Origin of the sequence: Salegentibacter sp. BDJ18 (genome assembly GCF_017579965.1) — a bacterium.
GTDB lineage: Bacteria > Bacteroidota > Bacteroidia > Flavobacteriales > Flavobacteriaceae > Salegentibacter.
The window spans coordinates 85102-103067 of record NZ_JAFLQX010000014.1; the positions used below are offsets into that span (position 1 = coordinate 85102).

Consider the following 17966-nt stretch of genomic DNA (forward strand, 5'->3'; position numbering starts at 1 on the left):
AAAATACAAGATTTATGCCAAATACAGAGAATGAGTAAAAAGTTAACCAAAAGAAGCGAAGATTATTCAAAATGGTATAATGAATTGGTGGTAAAAGCCGATTTAGCTGAAAATTCCGCAGTACGGGGTTGTATGGTTATAAAACCCTACGGATTTGCCATTTGGGAAAAAATGCAGGCCCAGCTTGATAAAATGTTCAAGGATACCGGCCACCAAAATGCTTATTTTCCGCTTTTTGTTCCCAAGCATCTTTTTGAAGCTGAAGAAAAAAATGCCGAAGGATTTGCGAAAGAATGTGCTGTAGTTACTCATTACCGGCTTAAGACAGATCCTAACGATAAATCTAAATTAATAGTAGATCCTGAAGCTAAACTGGAAGAAGAACTTGTAGTGAGACCAACTTCTGAAGCTATTATCTGGAATACTTATAAAAACTGGATTCAATCTTACAGAGACCTTCCTATAAAAATTAACCAATGGGCCAATGTGGTGCGTTGGGAAATGCGAACCCGTTTGTTTTTGAGAACTTCAGAATTTCTCTGGCAGGAAGGGCATACCGCTCACGCCACCAAACAGGAAGCATTGGAGGAAACCGAATTAATGAATAATATTTATGCCGAATTTGCTGAAAAATTTATGGCAATGCCGGTAATAAAAGGAAGCAAAACCGAAAGTGAGCGCTTTGCCGGCGCTGTAGAAACATATTGTATTGAAGCAATGATGCAGGACGGAAAAGCGCTACAAGCAGGAACTTCTCACTTTTTAGGTCAAAACTTTGCAAAAGCTTTTGATGTTAAATTTACTTCTAAAGAAGGAAAATTAGAAAATGTTTGGGCAACTTCCTGGGGCGTTTCCACGCGTTTAATGGGAGCGCTTATTATGACGCATAGCGACGATAACGGTTTGGTGCTTCCGCCAAATTTAGCGCCTACCCAGGTAGTAATTGTTCCTATATATAAAGGAGAAGAACAGCTGGAAGAAATTTCTAAAGTAGCCAATAAACTGGCAGACGATCTTAAAGAAGCCGGCATTTCGGTTAAATACGATGATAGAGATACTCAAAAACCTGGCTGGAAGTTTGCGCAGTACGAGTTACAGGGCGTGCCGGTGAGATTGGCTATTGGTCCTAAAGATTTGGAAAAGGGAAGTGTTGAACTTGCAAGAAGAGATACCCTCACTAAAGAGTTTGTAAACCAAACAGAAGTAGTGGAGAAGGTAAAGCACCTTATGGTTGAAATGCAGGATACTTTATTTGAAAAAGCTTTCAATTTTAGAAATGAACATATCACCGAGGTGGATTCTTTTGATGAATTTAAAAAAGTTTTAAAAGAAAAAGGAGGGTTTGTTTCTGCCCATTGGGATGGAACTGCAGAGACAGAAAACAAGATAAAAGGGCTTACCAAAGCCACAATTCGCTGTATACCATTTAATTCCAAAAAAGAGTCGGGAAGCTGTGTGCTTACAGGGAAACCGTCTGAGCAAAGAGTGCTTTTTGCGAAGGCATATTAATTTTTAAAATTTTTTTGTGGAACTCTTGCGGCATTCAAAAATAGTTGTATTTTTGCATCCGCATTGAAACAAAAAAATGGTCCGTTCGTCTAGGGGTTAGGACGCCAGGTTTTCATCCTGGTAACAGGGGTTCGATTCCCCTACGGACTACAACAGAACACAAGTTTAAGTTTTGTGTTTTTAAAGTCCTGAAAAGGCAATTTGAAATAAATTAATGGTCCGTTCGTCTAGGGGTTAGGACGCCAGGTTTTCATCCTGGTAACAGGGGTTCGATTCCCCTACGGACTACTTTAAAAAATAATTAAAGCAATTTTGTAATGGCAAATCACAAGTCAGCATTGAAGAGGATTCGTAGCAATGAGACCAAACGTCTTAGAAACCGCTACCAGCATAAAACTACCAGAAACGCAATTAAAAAGTTGAAGGAGTCTGAGAAGAAAGAAGCTGAAGCTCTTTTGCCTTCTGTTATCTCTATGGTAGATAAATTAGCAAAGAAAAATATTATACATGATAATAAAGCTGCGAACTTAAAATCGCAACTTGCTAAGCACGTAGCTGCGCTTTAATAATATTACAGTGTTCAATTATAAAAAAATGCTTTCTGCGTTTGCGGAAAGCATTTTTTTATTTTTAATAGTTTTTGGGTTTAAAAAACCGAAAGACCGGTTAGGGAAGTAAGGCGTTCTAAAGCCTTCATTCCTAATTCTGAATTTCCTTTTTCATTTAAAATAGGACTCCAAACCGCTACTGAATACTGGTCTGGATGAATGGCTACAATACCTCCGCCAACACCACTTTTCCCCGGTAATCCTACTTCAAAACTAAATTCCCCGGCTTCATCATAGAAACCACAGGTTTGCATTAAAGAATTTATCCTTTTTACAGAGGTGGGAGTTAAAATCTCTTCATCTGTACTTAATATTTTACCCTTATTGGCAAAGATCATAAACGCCTGGGCTAATTGTTTACAAGACATTGCCAGCGAACAGAGATGAAAGTAAAAATCTACAGTAGGTTCTACTTCACATTTAATATTCCCCAGTGCTTTCATATAATTTACCAGTGCTACATTTCTATATCCTGTGGAACGTTCTGAAGCTGCAATTTTAGGATCAAAATTAATACTATTATCTTCGGTAATTTTCCTTACAAAATCTAATAATTCCTGTTTTGGATCTTCTAATTGATCTACTAAAATATCTGATATTACTAAAGCGCCGGCGTTTATAAATGGATTTCGGGGCACACCGCTTTCATATTCTAATTGGCTTAACGAATTAAATGGATCTCCCGAGGGTTCTACATCTACCCGGTCCCAAAGATCTTCTCCCATAATACGCATAGCCATAGAAAGGCTAAAAACTTTAGAGATACTCTGAATAGAAAAAAGCTCTTCGCTATCTCCAAAACTAAAATGTTGCCGGTCTCCACAATAAACGTGCATACCAAATTTACGCGGATCTACTTTGGCGAGTTCAGGAATATACGAGGCAACTTTGCCGGTTACATCCCGGTAACTCAGTTCATCATTTATGGTATTTAGTATACTTTGGTAGTCCATATTAATTTAATTCGCTTAAGTCTGAATTGGTTTCTATCTCGAAAGGTAATTTTTCTGATTTAAAAATGCGAGCGCTCAAGCTACCTTTTAACTCAATTTTATTATCTGAAACCAGTATCCAGCTACCTTCCCTAAGTCCAATTACAGGTTGCGTATTTATAGTGTGGAATTCTTTTATTCGCGTCTCCCGGGTTTCTCCTTTATGCGTAGAATTTGAATCGGGATCTAAATAATGAGGATTAATATTAAAAGGAACTACTGCCAAAGTTTTAAAACTTGGCGGATAGACTATGGGCATATCGTTGGTGGTTTGCATTGTTAAGCCCGCGATATTCGTCCCTGCACTGGTGCCCATATAAGCTGCGCCATTTTGAATACTTTCTTTAAGCGGTTGCATTAGCTTATTTCGGTAGAGCTCAGAAACCAGTAAAAAAGTATTGCCCCCACCGGTAAAAATTCCTTTAGCTTGAGTTATAGCTTCAGTCATATCTTCAAATTCGTGAATTCCTCGTAAATTAAGTCCGGCCTTGTTAAAAGCTTCTGAAGCTTTTTTAGTGTATTCAGTATGCGAAATTCCGCCGGGACGGGCAAAAGGAATAAAGATCACTTCATCTATATTATTAAAAAATACCTTTAATTCCGGAATTAAATATTCCAGGTAATCCTGCCCATGTAAAGTTGATGTGCTGGCCAATAATGCTTTGCTCATAAATGCTTTTATTTTTCTAATGCTAGTATAATATATATTGACTTAAAATTAGTCTAAATAGGGGTTTTAACAAAAGTTTACAAGCTGCTTTACTATAAATAAGGACTAAGAATTGTTACTTTATTAATAGGAAAACCACAACTATGTTAAAGAATACATTTTTTATTATTTTTATTTTATCCAGCAGTATTTTAATTGCCCAGGAGAAGGAACGCACTCTGGTAAACGGTAAAATTATTGTTCCTGAAGAAGACACTCCTGAGGGAATGACCATTTTTAACCGAAACACCGCACGCGGTACCATATCTAATCCCGACGGGGAATTTAAGTTAAGTGTTGCGCTTAATGATACGGTAGTATTTTCTTCCATTCAATTTGAAGAATTTAGAGTAGTTGTAGAAGAAGGCGTTATAAATTCTGGAGAAATGAATGTTTTTCTAACAGAATCTGTAACCGAACTGCCAGAGGTGCTGTTATCTGATAATAAACTTTCTGGAGATATTAGGGTAGATGTTAGCCGTATTGCAGTTAGCGATCCAGATGTTCCCCGGTATTCTGCAGCCGATTTGGAAGCCATGAATGTTAGAAGGCAACCCGATTCTTTAATGGGGCCCGGAAGAAATGCAGCTCTGGCTGCCGGAAATACCAGGCTGGTAAACGGACTCAACTTTGTGAACATCTTTAAATTCCTTGTGGGGGCTGAGGTAGAAAACAATCCTTTTACGAAACAGGAACTCGACGAAAAATTACGGGATCTTTATGACGATGAGTTTTTTAGAACCAACCTGGATATTGAAAAAGATAAAATAAATGACTTTATTTACTACGTTACAGATCACGGTTTAGATAATGACTTGTTGGAAGACGGAAACGAATTAAACCTAATTGAATTTCTAATAGAAAAAAGTAAAGAATATAAAGCATTTCACGCTCGGGAATAATACTTAAAAACCTTCATCAATCATCATTATTCATCATCAACATCAATCAATGAAATATTTCTTATCTATTTTATCGTGTTTTTTTGCACTTGCAGTAAGTGCCCAGGAAAAAATACAGCTCACCGGTAAAATTAAAGCCGATAGTATTGAAGCTCCTATTCACATTATCAACATAACGCAAGAAAAGGGCAGTGTAAGCGATAAAGCGGGAAATTTTAAGATTGAAGTTTCAGAAAATGATTTGCTGTTAATTTCTTCGGTGCAATTTCAGCGAAAAGAAATAAAGATCACTTCTAAAATTCTTAATGAAGAAACACTAAATATAGCATTACTTCCTGCCCTAACCGAACTCGAACAGGTAAGGGTTCATAATCTTAGTGGAAACCTGGAAAAAGATATTGCCAACATTAAGGTAATAAATATGCCGGTTATTAATGTGCCGCCTTCCCCTACTAGCGTGATTCCACGAGGCACTCCAAACGCAGCATTTAATGCTAGTCAAACTCAGGCGCCGGCCGGTGGGAATATTTTAGGTTTGGTGGGATTAATTACTGGTAAACCAAATTTTGGCATAATAGGAGCCAAATCTAAATCTCCTGTTAACCGTGAAAGAGAGGTAGGTAATAGCCTTCGTAACAAATTTGATGATTACTTTTTTACCAATCATTTAAAAATTGATTCTACGCATATAATGAATTTCCTAACCTATATTTTTGAAAATGGTTTTCAGGAAAATTTATTAAAAGAAGAACGCACTTTAGAGCTTGTAGTTTTTTTGGAAAAGCAAAGCGAAGCTTACCGCAAATATATAGCTGAATAGATGAAAAACAGTTTCTTTGTTGTATTTCTGTTTATTTTTTCAGCTCATTTATTTTCCCAGGATCGGGTACTACAAAAAGGGGAAATTCTTGCTGATTCTATTGAAGCACCAATTCATATTATAAATATTACTGCTGAAAAAGGTACGGTAACCGAAACAAACGGTGAATTTTCTATAGAAGTAAGAGAAAATGATTTGCTATTATTTTCATCAGTACAATTTCAGAAAAAAGAAATTTTAATTAATGCTGATATTTTATCTTCTAAAGTTTTAAAAGTTGAATTGCAAAAAGACCTTACAGAATTAGACGAAGTTAGGTTGCACCAATTAAGCGGAAACCTGGCAAGTGATATTGAAGAAATTAAAACCTTTGATCCACGAATAATAGGTTTTGCCCTTTCTGATAAAGAACCATTAAGTATTGAAGAGCGAAAACTGGTTGCAATGAGCAGTCCTATGGATCCTGTTGGGCTTATTTATGGAGCGATTTCAGGAGAAAGAGAAAAACTTAAAAAAGCTATAGAAAATAACAGGTTAAGTGCACTGGTTTATAAGGCCAGGGAATTTGTGCCTGATGAGTACTTTACTGAAACCTTGCTTTTACCTTCTAATAAAATTATGGATTTTCTCTACTATTGTAGCTTAAAACCTGATTTTGAGGAATTAGTCAAAAAAAATGATCCCCTGGTTTTAATGGAGTTCCTTAAAGAAAAGCTTCCAGAATATAATGAGTTTATCAAGGATTAAAAGCATTAATTTTTTCTTTATACTGTTGCTACCTTTTGCTGTGTTTTCCCAGCAAGAAACTATTTTTTCAGGCCAAATAATTACCGAAGAACCACTTTTATCTCCGGTTCACATAATTAACATTACCCGGCAAAAAGGGGGAGTTAGTGAACTTTCAGGTCATTTTTCTGTAGCGGTAAACATAGGTGATTCTTTAGTTTTTTCTTCGGTTCAATATAAAAAGAAAACGATTGTAATAGATCGTGAAAAACTTCAGCAAAACAATTTTACAATTAAACTGGAGGAAGATCTTTAAAGCTTTAGGTGCTTTGGATTAATATTTGTTAAAGAAAAGAAAAAGATTAATGAGAAAAATAAGCCTAATCCTGGCCAGCTTTTTTTTGCTTTCAGCATTTAAATCTGGCGCTCACGAGTTTTACCTAAGCGTTACAGAGATTGAATACAATAACGAGGAGCAAAGTTTACAAATTATTACCAGGGTTTTTATAGACGATTTTCAGAATGTTTTAAACGAACGTTTTGATGCTGATATTCAGCTTTCTCAAGAAGCAGAAGAAGGCGCGGTAACTGAACATATTTCTAAATATCTTAATCAAAAATTAAGGTTGAAAATAAATGGCGAAGAGCTTCAGCTTAATTATTTGGGAAAAGAATACGATGCCGATCAACTGGTGCTTTATATTGAAGTAGAAAACGTAGCTGCTTTTGATGAAATTGAAGTCACCAACGAGATTTTAACCGATCTTTTTGATGACCAGAAAAACGTGGTGCACGTAAAAGTAAATAACAAAACTAAAAGTTTATTACTTATGCGGCAGCAAGAGACAGAAAAACTCACATTTCCTTAAGGAAAACCTGATTAAAATATTTATTTTTAACAATCTTTAAATTAAAACATAATTGATGAACAAATTAAGACTCTTAAGTTTCGCTTTAGTGATGCTTTTTGTAAGCGGTCTTCAGGCCCAGGAACCGGAAGCCGAAGAGCAGCAACCTAAACAGGAAGGTCACGAAAATAACAATAAGTTTAAACAACTTTACGAGACTTTCGCAACTCCCAATCAATACCGAACCGGTGCCGGAGCTCCCGGAGAAGCTTATTATCAAAACCAGGCCGACTATAAAATGGATATCGTTTTAGACGATAAAAATACCCGTTTAGATGGTGAGGCAGAGGTTACTTATTATAATAATTCTCCCGATAAACTAGAGTATTTGTGGGTGCAATTAGACCAAAACGTACGTAAAAAAGATGCACCGGCTTTAGAGCGAAATCCTAGTGGAATGAGTCCCGTGGCTACTCCGCAGCGTTTTGTAAATCAGCATTTGGAAGAGTCGTTTGACGGCGGCTTCAATATTGTAGGTTTAACTCACGATGGTGATAAATTAAATTACACCATAAATCAAACGATGCTAAGAATAGATTTGGAAGAGGCTTTAGAGCCCGGTGAATCTTTTGAGTTTGAAATGAAATGGTGGTACAATATCAATAATCATATTACCGATAGAGCAAGAAGCGGATACGAGCATTTTCCTAAAGATGGAAACAATGCTTATGTAATTGCACAATTCTTTCCTAGAATGGCGGTTTATAACGATGTTGAAGGCTGGCAGAATATGCAATTTTGGGGCAGTGGTGAGTTTGCCCTTCCTTTTGGTGATTACGAAGTGAATATTACCGTTCCTGCAGATCATATTATGGAGGCTACAGGAGAACTTCAAAACCGCAAGGATGTTTATACCAAAGAAATGATGAGCCGTTATGAACAGGCAAGGAAATCTTACGATAAGCCTGTAATAGTTAGAACTCAAGCTGAAGCCGAAGAAGCCGAAAAGTCTTTTTCTAATAAAACCAAAACCTGGAAATATAAAGCCGAAATGGTTAGGGATTTTGGATTCTCTACTTCAAGAAAATTTATTCTTGATATGATGGCTACAGATGTTGGTGGTAAAGATGTAATGGCGGTTTCTTTATATCCTAAAGAAGGAAATCCGCTTTGGGAAGAATGGTCTACAAAGGCAGTAGCCAGCACTTTAAAATCTTATTCTAAGCAAACTTTTCAATATCCATATCATAAAGCGGTTTCGGTTCACGCTAGAAACCAGGGAATGGAATATCCTATGATTTGCTGGAATTATGGCCGTCCCGATGAGGATGGAACGTATTCCGATAGGGTTAAATTCGGGATGATAAGTGTAATTATTCATGAAATTGGGCATAACTTCTTCCCAATGATTGTAAACAGTGATGAACGCCAGTGGGGCTGGATGGACGAAGGTTTAAATACCTTTAGCCAGTTTCTTGCCGAGCAGGAATTTGGAGAGAAATATCCTGAAGCCATTACGCCTTTAGAACAATATCCTTCTCGCAGAGGAATTCCCGCGAAAATTGTTCCTTATATGAAAGGAAACCAAAAATATATCGCGCCAATTATGTCTAACCCGGAGAATGTATACCAGTTAGGAAATAACGCTTATGGTAAGCCTGCAACCGCGCTTAATATTTTACGTGAAACTGTAATGGGACACGAGCTTTTTGATCACGCTTATAAAACATTTGCACATCGTTGGATGTTTAAGCACCCAACACCAGAAGATTTCTTTAGAACTATGGAAGATGCTTCAGCAGTAGATTTAGACTGGTTTTGGAGAGGGTGGTTTTATACTACGCATAATGTAGATATGGGAATTAAAGAAGTTAAGAAACTATATATCACAGATAATGCAACTAAAGAAGGAAAAAAAATTTTGGAGCGTTATGGAGCAGATCCAGAAGAAATTGATGCTATTTATGTAGTAGAAGAAGACAGCGAAGATTTTGATGAAAATTTAAAAGGAAATTCGGGTTTAGAAAATTCGCCTACTTTAAAAGAGTATGTGATGGATAACTTTACCCAAAAAGAAAGAGCAAAACTAAAGGATCCTAAATACTTCTACCAGGTGACTTTCGAAAAACCGGGAGGAATCCCAATGCCTTTAATCGTAGAATTCACTTATGCCGATGGTTCCACAGAAATGAAAAGATATCCAGTACAGCTTTGGAGAATGAACGATGAGGTGGCTACAAAAGCAATCGCTACCAATAAAGAAATTATAAAAATGGTAGTAGATCCAAATCTAGAAACGGCCGATGTTGATGTAAGTAACAATACCTGGCCTAAAGAAGAAACTACCAGTAAATTTGAAGAATTCAAGGAGAGTCTTGGAAATTAAAATAAATTTAGCCGACTTTAACGAGTCGGCTTTTTTTATGCTTAAATTTGTGGCTATATTTGTTTTGATATGAACATCATACCTCTTTTTATTAGTGGTGCCGAGATCGCATTTATCCTGTTTATTCTGGTAATGGTTTTTGGTGCCGATAAGATTCCCGATATAGCCCGTGGTATGGGTAAAGGGATGAAAATGCTTCGTAATGCCTCTAACGATATTAAATCCGAAATTCAGAAAAGTGCCGAAAAGCAAGGCATTGATACCGATATTTCTAAAGATGTGAGAGGTGAGATTGATAAAGTAAAAGAAGATATAGACGAGATTACTGGTTCAGTAAAACGTAGATTTTAATCACTTTTTATGCTAGAACAGCTAAAACAATGGGATCGAGAGCTGTTTGTTTATCTCAACGGACTGGGAATTGAAACCTACGATAATTTTTGGATTACCGTAACTACCATCCAAAACTGGATCCCGCTTTATATCACTTTTTTTATTCTTTATTTTGTGGCTTTTCACTGGAAAAAGGCACTTTTTACCACTTTGTTTATTCTTGCCACAGCGCTTTCAACATATGGTTTTACCAACGTTGTTAAAAACTTTTTTTTACGTCTTAGGCCTAACAATCAACCCGAAATTGCTGATGTTATTAGAATTCTACAAACTCCAGATAACTATAGTTTTTTCTCCGGGCATTCTGCGGTTTCTGCCGCTGCGGCCCTATTTTTTATCCTTTCATTAAAAGATAAATACCCCTGGATTTGGGTAGTGCTTATCTGGCCGTTATTATTTATGTTGAGTCGAATTTATGTGGGCGTTCACTATCCCGGTGATGTATTAGTAGGTGCGGCTGTAGGAATTATTTTCGCAATTATTTTCTTTATGCTCTATCAACGATCTGGAAAACGCTTTATTTAACGCGCGTTAAAGTTAATCCGTCGCGAATAGGTAAAATCACGGTTTCTACGCGTTCATCTTCTGCCAACATTTTATTATATTTTAAAAGCGCTTGGGTAGATTCATCTTCGGCTTTAACGGGTTCTACTACTTTTCCGCTCCATAAAACATTATCTGACAAAATAACGCCGCCGGGATTCATTTTCTCAATAATTAAATCGAAATAAGCAGGATAGTTGGGCTTATCTGCATCGATAAAAACCAAATCAAATTTTTGATCTAAATGCGGAATTATTTTCCGAGCATCACCAATATATTGTTTGATCTTATTTTTATAATCTGAAGCCTGAAAATATTTCTGCTGAAAATCGTATAATTCTTCATTAATATCTATCGTATGCAAAATCCCTTCTTTAGGTAAACCTTCCGCCAGGCATAAAGCTGAATAACCGGTATAAGTTCCAATTTCCAGAATGCTTTTTGGAGCGATTATTTTAGAAATAAGGCTCAAAATTCTTCCCTGGTAGTTTCCGCTTAACATTCGTGGTTGCAAAACTTTTTGATTGGTTTCGCGATTAAGCTTTGCCAAAAACTCAGGTTCTTTAGCCGAATGTTCTAAAATATACTGGTCTATGGCTTCAGGAAGAAAATGCATAAGATTCAATTTTTACCAAATTTAGAGAATTTAATGTTTTTAAAATAATAGCTTTTAACACAAATACCACTTGGTTTTCACTTCGGGAGATTTCTGCCAATAAATTGTATTTTTACTTCAAACTAAAACCACACATGCAATTTCAAAATACACTAGAATATGCCCGGGAACTGGATTCTCAGGATAAAATAGCATCATATCGCGACCAATTTATTTTCCCGCAGCACGAAGGGAAAAATGTAATTTATTTCACAGGAAATTCCCTTGGGCTGCAACCAAAATCAGCAAAAAAATATGTAGATGAAATAATGACCGATTGGGCAAATCTTGCCGTAGAAGGTCATTTTTATGCCGAAAAACCCTGGTGGGATTATCACGAAAGGTTTTCAGAAAAACTGGCTAAAGTTGTTGGTGCTAAACCAGCTGAGGTTACGGTAATGAATACCCTTACGGTAAACCTGCATTTACTAATGGTTTCCTTTTATAGACCAGAAGGAAAACGCTATAAAATTATATGTGAAGAAAAAGCTTTTCCCAGTGACCAGTATATGATCTCGAGCCAGGTGCGTTTTCACGGGTATGATCCCAAAGACGCTATTGTTGAAATTAGAAGGCGCGAAGGTGAAAATAATTTTAGAACTGAAGATATTATAGCAAAGATCAATGAAGTAGGAGAGGAGTGCGCTTTGGTTTTAATCGGCGGTGTTAATTATTACACGGGACAGGTATTGGAGATGGAAAAAATTACCAAAGCAGGACACGAAATTGGCGCTTTTGTAGGTTGGGATCTTGCCCACGCCGCAGGAAATATTGAACTAAAACTTAGTGAATGGGAGGTAGATTTTGCTGCCTGGTGCAGTTATAAATATATGAATAGCGGCCCGGGAAATGCTTCCGGATGTTTTATAAATGAAAGATATCACAACCAAAAAGACATTCCACGTTTTGAAGGTTGGTGGGGACACAATAAAGAGCGCCGTTTTTTAATGGAACCCGAATTTCAGCCCGAGACCGGTGCCGATGCCTGGCAAATCTCTAACGCTCCGGTTTTAGCTCTTGCGCCTTATTTAGCATCGCTGGAAATGTTTGAGGAGGTTGGAATGCCTGCACTGATTGAAAAAAGAAATAAGATCGTGGCTTTTCTTGAATTTGTTTTACATGAAATTGATAAGGAAGTTGATAGCAGTTTTGAAATAATTACTCCGTCAAATCAGGAAGAGCGTGGTACCCAGCTTTCGGTATTTTTACACGGGGAAGGAAAGGAATTATTCAATTATTTAATGAAAAATGGCGTGATAACCGATTGGCGGGAACCCAATGTAATCAGACTTGCCCCGGCGCCGTTTTATTGTTCTTTTGAAGATATGTTTCAATTTGGGCAAATTTTGAAGAGAGGAATTCTAGGATAGAGAGATTAGAGAATAGAAGATAGAGAAAAGAAAAATGAATTAGCGTCAGTGTATAATTTGAAATTTTTTAGGATGAAAAAACTAATACTTAGCATTTTTATGGCGGTTTTGTCTCTTGCCGTAAGTCAGGCGCAACAGGTTAAAACTGACACTGAACTTGAACAGAAACTAAAAGAACTTACAGAATCATTTAAAGGTGATGTTGGTGTTTATGTGAAAAATTTAAAGACTGGGAAAGAAGCTGCAATAAATGCCGATACTATTTTCCCTACCGCCAGTATCGTAAAAGTGCCAATCCTGGTAAAGATTTTTGATAAGATTGAAAAGGGAGAATTAAGCTATAAAGATTCGTTGGTTTATTCAGAAGATAGAATTTATGGTGGTTCGGGTTTAATGCAATTTTATAAAGACAGCACTACAACCGATCTTAGAACTTTGGTGGCTTTAATGATTAGTTATAGTGATAATGTAACTTCTTTATGGAACCAAGAACTTGCCGGTGGCGGAGAAGCTATTAATGAATTAATGGCTGAATTTGGCCTGGAGCACACCCGGGTAAACTCAAGAACGGAAGGTCGTGATAAAGACTGGGAAAAATATGGCTGGGGACAAACTACTCCGCGAGAAATGGCTTCAATTCTAGAACAAATTAGAAAACGAGAATTGGTAAGTGCTGCGGCAAGTGACGAAATGTATAGGCTGCTTGGCAATTCTTTTTACCAGGATTATGCTTTGTCACAAGTGCCGCCATATGTGCAGGCAGCGGCAAAGCAGGGTATGGTCAATAAATCGAGGTCTGAACTTTTTATGGTTAATGCGCCTTCTGGAGATTATGTGTGTTATATAGCCACAAAGAATAATGAAGATGAATCCTGGGAGGAGAATAATGAAGCCTGGCAATTACAAAGGGAGATTTCAAATTTATTATGGAATTATTTTGAACCCGATTCTAATTGGAAACCGGCAGAAGGAGCCGGGGAAATTTTGAGCGGTTTAAGATATTAAAATCTCTTTTAGAAAAAAATAAAAAGCCACGAATTCACCGATTAATGAGTTCGTGGCTTTTTTATTTCAATCTTTATTTTACTACAATATCGGTAAAGAATAATTCAAAACTACCATCGGGAGATTTATGGGATTTAGAGATTTTTAAGCCCTGGAAATCTTCAAAATCTTCCCAGGTAGTAGGCATTTCCCGCTGCCCATCTGCAGATTTGTAGATCCATTCCTCTAATAAATAATCGTCTTCGTAATAAACTACATAAGTGTCACCAGGAGTATAGCCGCCTTCACCTTTATAAGAAACCTCGAGATATTTCATCTCTTTTTTACTAATTGGGGCCAGGCCGGTTTTTTCTTCAGAAATTTCCGCGTCACTCCACACCATCTGGAATGGAAAGAGAAACCAGTAAGAATCATTGATAAACTTCTGGTCTATATCTTTATCCTCTTCAGCAATATCGCCGGTTTTGGTGTAAGTGCGGCTAATATCACCTTCGGTAAGTCTAATCTCGTCGGTTTTGGGTTTCCAGGTCCATTCCCGGCTGGTTCTAAGGGAATCCCCAACCTTTACATTAAAAGTAAATTGAATTTCCTTAACTTCTTCAAAATTATTTAATCCGTGTGCTTCGGCTATTTGTTGCTCAATGCTTTTTTCGGCTTCAGTGTCAACTTCCTGTCCTATTTTGGTTTCGTTATTTTTACAGCTTATAAATGCTGAAAATAGAAAAGTAACGAGTAGTAGTTTTTTCATGGTGTTGGTTTTCCATTAAAGATACAAAAAACTGGGTTTATATTGCATTAATGCTCATTCCACCATCTGCGATAATATTTTGCCCGGTAATATAAGACGATTTGTCCATTGCCAGGAAGGCAATAATCGAGGCAATTTCGCCAGCTTCTGCAACTCGTTTTAAAGGCGTTCTTCTAATAATAGGATCCATTCTGTCGCTTTCGCTTAAAAGTCCCTGGGTGAGTGGCGTAACCGTAAACCAGGGTGATACTGCGTTTACCCGAATTCCATCTGCGGCCCATTCTACTGCAAGACTTCTTGTTTGCTGTAATAATCCAGCTTTAGACATTGCATAAGGCGTACCAGTACCAACATCCTGGAGCGCTGCAGAAGACGCTATATTTACAATCTTTGCACTGCCACTTTTTTGAAGTAGGGAGTGAAGTTTTCGGCTTAGTTGAAAAGGAGCATTAAGATTTATTTCCATTACTTTTCTAAACTCTTCTTCAGAATAATCATTTGCTTTTTTTCTGATATTTATCCCGGCATTATTTACCAGAATATCCAGTTTGCCCCAGATTTTATCAATAAAATTGTGCACTTTCTGTCGGTCTTCTGCTACAGTAACGTCAGCTACCAGCCCGTGTATTTTTTTATCGTATTGTTTTAGTTCTTCTAACAGCAGGTCAATATCCTTTTGTGTCCTGGAAGTGAAGAGTACTTCTGCTCCCAATTCCAGTAATTCCAGAACTGCAGCTTTACCTATTCCTTTAGTGCCACCGGTAATCAGGGCATATTTATTATTTAAGTTCCACATATTAGTTTTTAATTTCGAAGATAAGATTTAGCTGGTAAATAGGGTATGGGCAAACTTTTAGGTTTAGATGATAAAACAAAAAACCCTTTGATGTTCTCAAAGGGTTTATAAGATTCGAAAAAATTATTAATTACAGGCGGCGCCCGGTTAATAATTTATACAAAATTAGGATAACGGCTATAACAATTAGAATGTGGATTATGCTTCCCAAATCTGGAAATGCAAAATAGCCAATAAGCCATCCTATTACTAATAATACTACGATAAGCCATATTAAATCTCTCATACTGGTTGGTTTTGTGTAGCTATGCTACGTTGGTTAATTGTTTATACAAGTTAATAAATAAATTTGTGTTTTAAAAAGACTGAAAAATATAAATTTTTGGTTTACAGTCTTCTACCGGTTGCTAAGCGATATAAAATACCAATTATGGCCAGGACTAATAAAATATGGATTAGGTTTCCTACGGCTTCCCCAAAACCAAAATATCCTATAAGCCATCCTATGATAAGGATCACTACAATAAGCCAAATTAAATCCCTCATATTATAGTTTTAATAATTAGCTATGAACGAATTTATAGAATATGTTACTTGGAAGAATAGCTTTTAACTAGTGTTTAACTCAAATGTTAAAATTTTTGAATAATATAGATATACAGGTAATCTGTGCAGTGAGTTTAATTAGAATAGGTTAGTCTTCTTGCCTAAAAAACGACTTGATCTCCTGGCCCGGCCTGGCATAATGAAAGCGATCTAAAAGATTAGGAAGGGCATAACCATCTAAACCATTTATAGCCACAGTCTCTGCATCGTCCAATCTTAACCAGCCATCTGGCGCCTGTATACTTTCATCAAAATAAATATGCTTAATAGCGCCAATAAGCATTACCGTTTCATTTTCTTTAATGTAGTATTCATTCACGTATTCGCATCCTAATTTTACATTAGACTGCTTAACATAGGGTGCAAAAAAATTGTCCAGATATTCTTCTTCCAGGCCTGTTTGCTGGAATTCAGAAATTTCCTCATCATATTTAGCAGCGGTTTGATGGGCGCTTTCTATCATATCCTTCTGAATATGATTTACCGTAAAATATTTATTCTCTTTAATATTTTTATAGGTATTCCGGGCTACCTCTTTAGTTGGCCGGGTAATAAAACCAAGTAATGCGGGGTTGCTTCCCAAATGAGTAACCGAACTAAAAACCGCTACATTCACTCCTTTTTGCTCTGATTTTGTAGCGATAAGGTTGGCAGATTTATAACCGGTTACACTATTAATTAGGTTGAGACGGAAAAGTTTTTCCATTTCCCCTATTTCTGCTGAAGTAATATGTTGCATAAGAATCTGTTTAATAAAAAAGATGACTAAAAATAAAAATACCTGTTATCGGCAAATTTATGCTTTAGTCATCTTAAGACTGTAACCATTAGCTTTTCTTTAAAAGTTGATTAGCCTTGATTTTCCAGTTTATTAATTCTCATTTCATATTCTTCCATAGCCTCGCGAACCGCATCTACGTTATCTGAAGATTTCTGGTGCGCACTGTTCATTGCTTTCTCCAATTCTTTATCGGGATGTTGAAACAAATCGGTAATCACATGATTAATTTTATCAATAATGCTTTCCTGGCTGTTTTTAATATCTTCCAGCTTATTCAAAGTGGACCTCATTTGTTCAATTTTCGACTCATCCATATTTTAAGTTTTATAGGGTTGAATATTAAATTTACTTTTTTCTGGTTAGACGTTTCCTGCAATTAACCTGCTTTTAAGGAGATTTAATCTAAAATTAAGAATTTTTCTATTTAGGTTTTTCAGAATCGAATTCGGGATAATCTGTGTAACCTTTTGAGCCCGGCGTATAAAAAGTATCTTCATCCCAATCGGCTAAAGGTGCATTTTTAGAAAAGCGCTCTGGTAAATCGGGATTAGAAATAAAAAGTTTAGCGAATGAAACCATATCGGCATTACCTTCGTCAATAACTTTATTTCCTGATTCCTGATCAAAGCCTGCATTAATCATTAATTTTCCTTTATAAATAGGGCGGTAATGTTTTGCAATGTTTGTTTCCAGGTAATCTATCTGGCTAACATCTGTAAAAGGTTCAGAGAGGTGTAAATACGCTAAATCGTAAGCATTTAATTTTTCAATTATGTGATCAAAGGTTGCAATTGATTCTTCTGAAGCTGTAATTCCAAAGGCGTCGTTTAGCGAAGGATTAAACCTTACTCCAATTCTATTTTCTGGCCAAACTTCACTTATAGCTTCAAGAATTTCAAAAAAGAAACGTGCCCGGTTTTCAATACTTCCCCCGTAATCATCGGTTCTAATATTTGCATTTTTATTGAGAAATTGATGAATTAAATAACCGTTAGAGCCGTGAATCTCTACCCCATCAAAACCGGCACGTTTGGCATTTTCTGCGGCGTGTTTAAAATCCAGGACGGTTTGTTTTATATCGGCTACACTCATCGCCTGTGGTTCTACAGTGTCTTCAAAGCCATCTGGGGTATAAGCTTGCGTATTTGGATTCACGGCGCTTGGCGCCAATGGTTTTTCTCCATCGTGAAATTTAGGGTGAGAAATACGGCCGCAATGCCATAATTGTAAAAATATCTTTCCTTCATTTTTGTGAACAGCTTCAGTTACTTTTTCCCAGCCTTTTACCTGGTTTTCGGTATAAATTCCCGGGGTATTTATATAACCCACTGCGGCATCAGAAATTTGAGAACCTTCAGAGATTATAAGTCCGGCACCGGCGCGTTGCGCATAATATTCGGCGTGTAACTGGGAAGGTGCATTATCTTTATTATCAGCGCGATTACGGGTCATTGGAGCCATAATAATCCGGTTTTTTAATTCTAGGTCTCCAATAGTAACCGATTTTAGTAAGGCTTGAGTACTATGCATATTAATTGAATTTTAATATTAAATTTAAGGGAAGCATAT

22 protein-coding genes and 2 tRNA genes are annotated in these 17966 nt (G+C 36.7%); 14 read left to right on the plus strand and 10 right to left on the minus strand.

Annotated elements, in window-relative coordinates; translation table 11 throughout:
• Positions 1-30: 30 nt before the first annotated feature.
• From proS to rpsT, 4 genes are all read left to right on the plus strand, one after another.
• Positions 31-1509 (plus strand): proline--tRNA ligase, encoded by a 1479-nt coding sequence (gene proS / locus J0871_RS08805; protein WP_208224889.1) that lies wholly within the window; start codon positions 31-33, stop codon positions 1507-1509.
• A gap of 78 nt (positions 1510-1587) precedes the next feature.
• Positions 1588-1659, plus strand: a tRNA-Glu gene (locus J0871_RS08810).
• A 66-nt stretch (positions 1660-1725) separates the two neighbouring features.
• Positions 1726-1797, plus strand: a tRNA-Glu gene (locus J0871_RS08815).
• A 29-nt stretch (positions 1798-1826) separates the two neighbouring features.
• Positions 1827-2075 carry a 30S ribosomal protein S20 gene (gene rpsT, locus J0871_RS08820; protein ID WP_075326189.1) on the plus strand — a complete coding sequence of 83 codons (249 nt, stop codon included), beginning with the start codon at positions 1827-1829 and terminating at the stop codon, positions 2073-2075.
• An 80-nt stretch (positions 2076-2155) separates the two neighbouring features.
• On the opposite strand, the gene J0871_RS08825 is transcribed toward rpsT, so the two are convergent.
• Both J0871_RS08825 and pepE read right to left on the minus strand, forming a co-directional pair.
• On the minus strand, positions 2156-3070 hold the full coding sequence (locus J0871_RS08825) for a glutaminase (protein ID WP_208224890.1): 915 nt from the start codon (positions 3068-3070) through the stop codon (positions 2156-2158).
• A gap of 1 nt (position 3071) precedes the next feature.
• Positions 3072-3779: a dipeptidase PepE gene (gene pepE, locus J0871_RS08830; protein WP_208224891.1), complete on the minus strand. Its 708-nt coding sequence runs from the start codon at positions 3777-3779 to the stop codon at positions 3072-3074.
• A gap of 143 nt (positions 3780-3922) precedes the next feature.
• Here pepE and J0871_RS08835 point away from each other — a divergent pair, with 143 nt between their 5' ends.
• The 8 genes from J0871_RS08835 (at position 3923) to J0871_RS08870 (ending at position 10418) form a co-directional block, all read left to right on the plus strand.
• Positions 3923-4720: a hypothetical protein gene (locus J0871_RS08835; RefSeq protein ID WP_208224892.1), complete on the plus strand. Its 798-nt coding sequence runs from the start codon at positions 3923-3925 to the stop codon at positions 4718-4720.
• A gap of 49 nt (positions 4721-4769) precedes the next feature.
• Entirely contained in the window at positions 4770-5540 is a 771-nt protein-coding gene (locus J0871_RS08840; RefSeq protein WP_208224893.1) for a carboxypeptidase-like regulatory domain-containing protein, read from the plus strand.
• On the plus strand, positions 5541-6287 hold the full coding sequence (locus J0871_RS08845; protein WP_208224894.1) for a hypothetical protein: 747 nt from the start codon (positions 5541-5543) through the stop codon (positions 6285-6287).
• On the plus strand, positions 6268-6582 hold the full coding sequence (locus tag J0871_RS08850) for a hypothetical protein (RefSeq protein WP_208224895.1): 315 nt from the start codon (positions 6268-6270) through the stop codon (positions 6580-6582). The genes J0871_RS08845 and J0871_RS08850 overlap by 20 nt, the downstream gene beginning before the upstream one ends.
• A gap of 49 nt (positions 6583-6631) precedes the next feature.
• Positions 6632-7135, plus strand: a complete 504-nt coding sequence (locus tag J0871_RS08855; RefSeq protein WP_208224896.1) for a DUF6702 family protein — start codon at positions 6632-6634, stop codon at positions 7133-7135.
• Between the two features lie 55 nt (positions 7136-7190).
• Positions 7191-9500: a M1 family metallopeptidase gene (locus tag J0871_RS08860; protein ID WP_208224897.1), complete on the plus strand. Its 2310-nt coding sequence runs from the start codon at positions 7191-7193 to the stop codon at positions 9498-9500.
• A gap of 69 nt (positions 9501-9569) precedes the next feature.
• A complete protein-coding gene (locus J0871_RS08865; protein WP_208224898.1) occupies positions 9570-9851 on the plus strand; it encodes a twin-arginine translocase TatA/TatE family subunit in 282 nt (93 codons plus the stop codon).
• Positions 9852-9860: 9 nt separating this feature from the next.
• A complete protein-coding gene (locus J0871_RS08870) occupies positions 9861-10418 on the plus strand; it encodes a phosphatase PAP2 family protein (RefSeq protein ID WP_208224899.1) in 558 nt (185 codons plus the stop codon).
• On the opposite strand, the gene J0871_RS08875 is transcribed toward J0871_RS08870, so the two are convergent.
• A complete protein-coding gene (locus J0871_RS08875) occupies positions 10411-11052 on the minus strand; it encodes an O-methyltransferase (protein ID WP_208224900.1) in 642 nt (213 codons plus the stop codon). The two genes, J0871_RS08870 and J0871_RS08875, sit on opposite strands and share 8 nt — an antisense overlap.
• 134 nt (positions 11053-11186) lie before the next feature.
• Here J0871_RS08875 and kynU point away from each other — a divergent pair, with 134 nt between their 5' ends.
• Together kynU and J0871_RS08885 are read left to right on the plus strand one after the other, a co-directional pair.
• Positions 11187-12461, plus strand: coding sequence for a kynureninase (gene kynU, locus J0871_RS08880; protein WP_208224901.1), 1275 nt, complete (start codon positions 11187-11189; stop codon positions 12459-12461).
• Between the two features lie 72 nt (positions 12462-12533).
• On the plus strand, positions 12534-13466 hold the full coding sequence (locus J0871_RS08885; RefSeq protein ID WP_208224902.1) for a serine hydrolase: 933 nt from the start codon (positions 12534-12536) through the stop codon (positions 13464-13466).
• A gap of 73 nt (positions 13467-13539) precedes the next feature.
• On the opposite strand, the gene J0871_RS08890 is transcribed toward J0871_RS08885, so the two are convergent.
• The 7 genes from J0871_RS08890 to J0871_RS08920 form a co-directional block, all read right to left on the minus strand.
• A complete protein-coding gene (locus J0871_RS08890) occupies positions 13540-14214 on the minus strand; it encodes a hypothetical protein (protein ID WP_208224903.1) in 675 nt (224 codons plus the stop codon).
• Between the two features lie 37 nt (positions 14215-14251).
• Positions 14252-15010, minus strand: a complete 759-nt coding sequence (locus J0871_RS08895; RefSeq protein WP_208224904.1) for an SDR family oxidoreductase — start codon at positions 15008-15010, stop codon at positions 14252-14254.
• Positions 15011-15140: 130 nt separating this feature from the next.
• A complete protein-coding gene (locus tag J0871_RS08900; RefSeq protein WP_106197114.1) occupies positions 15141-15296 on the minus strand; it encodes a lmo0937 family membrane protein in 156 nt (51 codons plus the stop codon).
• Between the two features lie 101 nt (positions 15297-15397).
• Positions 15398-15556 carry a lmo0937 family membrane protein gene (locus J0871_RS08905; RefSeq protein WP_143083605.1) on the minus strand — a complete coding sequence of 53 codons (159 nt, stop codon included), beginning with the start codon at positions 15554-15556 and terminating at the stop codon, positions 15398-15400.
• A 148-nt stretch (positions 15557-15704) separates the two neighbouring features.
• Positions 15705-16355 carry a flavin reductase gene (locus J0871_RS08910; RefSeq protein WP_208224905.1) on the minus strand — a complete coding sequence of 217 codons (651 nt, stop codon included), beginning with the start codon at positions 16353-16355 and terminating at the stop codon, positions 15705-15707.
• 110 nt (positions 16356-16465) lie between these two features.
• Entirely contained in the window at positions 16466-16711 is a 246-nt protein-coding gene (locus J0871_RS08915; RefSeq protein WP_075326206.1) for a hypothetical protein, read from the minus strand.
• 106 nt (positions 16712-16817) lie between these two features.
• Complete coding sequence (locus J0871_RS08920) at positions 16818-17927, minus strand: alkene reductase (protein WP_208224906.1); 1110 nt, start codon at positions 17925-17927, stop codon at positions 16818-16820.
• Between the last annotated feature and the right edge of the window lie 39 nt (positions 17928-17966).

What these genes read in the sequence shown, in the direction of transcription:
- proS (WP_208224889.1), top strand. Translation starts at nt 31, where the DNA reads ATGAGTAAAAAGTTAACCAAAAGAAGCGAAGATTATTCAAAATGGTAT.
- rpsT (WP_075326189.1), top strand. Translation starts at nt 1,827, where the DNA reads ATGGCAAATCACAAGTCAGCATTGAAGAGGATTCGTAGCAATGAGACC.
- J0871_RS08825 (WP_208224890.1), bottom strand. Translation starts at nt 3,070, where the DNA reads ATGGACTACCAAAGTATACTAAATACCATAAATGATGAACTGAGTTAC.
- pepE (WP_208224891.1), bottom strand. Translation starts at nt 3,779, where the DNA reads ATGAGCAAAGCATTATTGGCCAGCACATCAACTTTACATGGGCAGGAT.
- J0871_RS08835 (WP_208224892.1), top strand. Translation starts at nt 3,923, where the DNA reads ATGTTAAAGAATACATTTTTTATTATTTTTATTTTATCCAGCAGTATT.
- J0871_RS08840 (WP_208224893.1), top strand. Translation starts at nt 4,770, where the DNA reads ATGAAATATTTCTTATCTATTTTATCGTGTTTTTTTGCACTTGCAGTA.
- J0871_RS08845 (WP_208224894.1), top strand. Translation starts at nt 5,541, where the DNA reads ATGAAAAACAGTTTCTTTGTTGTATTTCTGTTTATTTTTTCAGCTCAT.
- J0871_RS08850 (WP_208224895.1), top strand. Translation starts at nt 6,268, where the DNA reads ATGAGTTTATCAAGGATTAAAAGCATTAATTTTTTCTTTATACTGTTG.
- J0871_RS08855 (WP_208224896.1), top strand. Translation starts at nt 6,632, where the DNA reads ATGAGAAAAATAAGCCTAATCCTGGCCAGCTTTTTTTTGCTTTCAGCA.
- J0871_RS08860 (WP_208224897.1), top strand. Translation starts at nt 7,191, where the DNA reads ATGAACAAATTAAGACTCTTAAGTTTCGCTTTAGTGATGCTTTTTGTA.
- J0871_RS08865 (WP_208224898.1), top strand. Translation starts at nt 9,570, where the DNA reads ATGAACATCATACCTCTTTTTATTAGTGGTGCCGAGATCGCATTTATC.
- J0871_RS08870 (WP_208224899.1), top strand. Translation starts at nt 9,861, where the DNA reads ATGCTAGAACAGCTAAAACAATGGGATCGAGAGCTGTTTGTTTATCTC.
- J0871_RS08875 (WP_208224900.1), bottom strand. Translation starts at nt 11,052, where the DNA reads ATGCATTTTCTTCCTGAAGCCATAGACCAGTATATTTTAGAACATTCG.
- kynU (WP_208224901.1), top strand. Translation starts at nt 11,187, where the DNA reads ATGCAATTTCAAAATACACTAGAATATGCCCGGGAACTGGATTCTCAG.
- J0871_RS08885 (WP_208224902.1), top strand. Translation starts at nt 12,534, where the DNA reads ATGAAAAAACTAATACTTAGCATTTTTATGGCGGTTTTGTCTCTTGCC.
- J0871_RS08890 (WP_208224903.1), bottom strand. Translation starts at nt 14,214, where the DNA reads ATGAAAAAACTACTACTCGTTACTTTTCTATTTTCAGCATTTATAAGC.
- J0871_RS08895 (WP_208224904.1), bottom strand. Translation starts at nt 15,010, where the DNA reads ATGTGGAACTTAAATAATAAATATGCCCTGATTACCGGTGGCACTAAA.
- J0871_RS08900 (WP_106197114.1), bottom strand. Translation starts at nt 15,296, where the DNA reads ATGAGAGATTTAATATGGCTTATCGTAGTATTATTAGTAATAGGATGG.
- J0871_RS08905 (WP_143083605.1), bottom strand. Translation starts at nt 15,556, where the DNA reads ATGAGGGATTTAATTTGGCTTATTGTAGTGATCCTTATCATAGGATGG.
- J0871_RS08910 (WP_208224905.1), bottom strand. Translation starts at nt 16,355, where the DNA reads ATGCAACATATTACTTCAGCAGAAATAGGGGAAATGGAAAAACTTTTC.
- J0871_RS08915 (WP_075326206.1), bottom strand. Translation starts at nt 16,711, where the DNA reads ATGGATGAGTCGAAAATTGAACAAATGAGGTCCACTTTGAATAAGCTG.
- J0871_RS08920 (WP_208224906.1), bottom strand. Translation starts at nt 17,927, where the DNA reads ATGCATAGTACTCAAGCCTTACTAAAATCGGTTACTATTGGAGACCTA.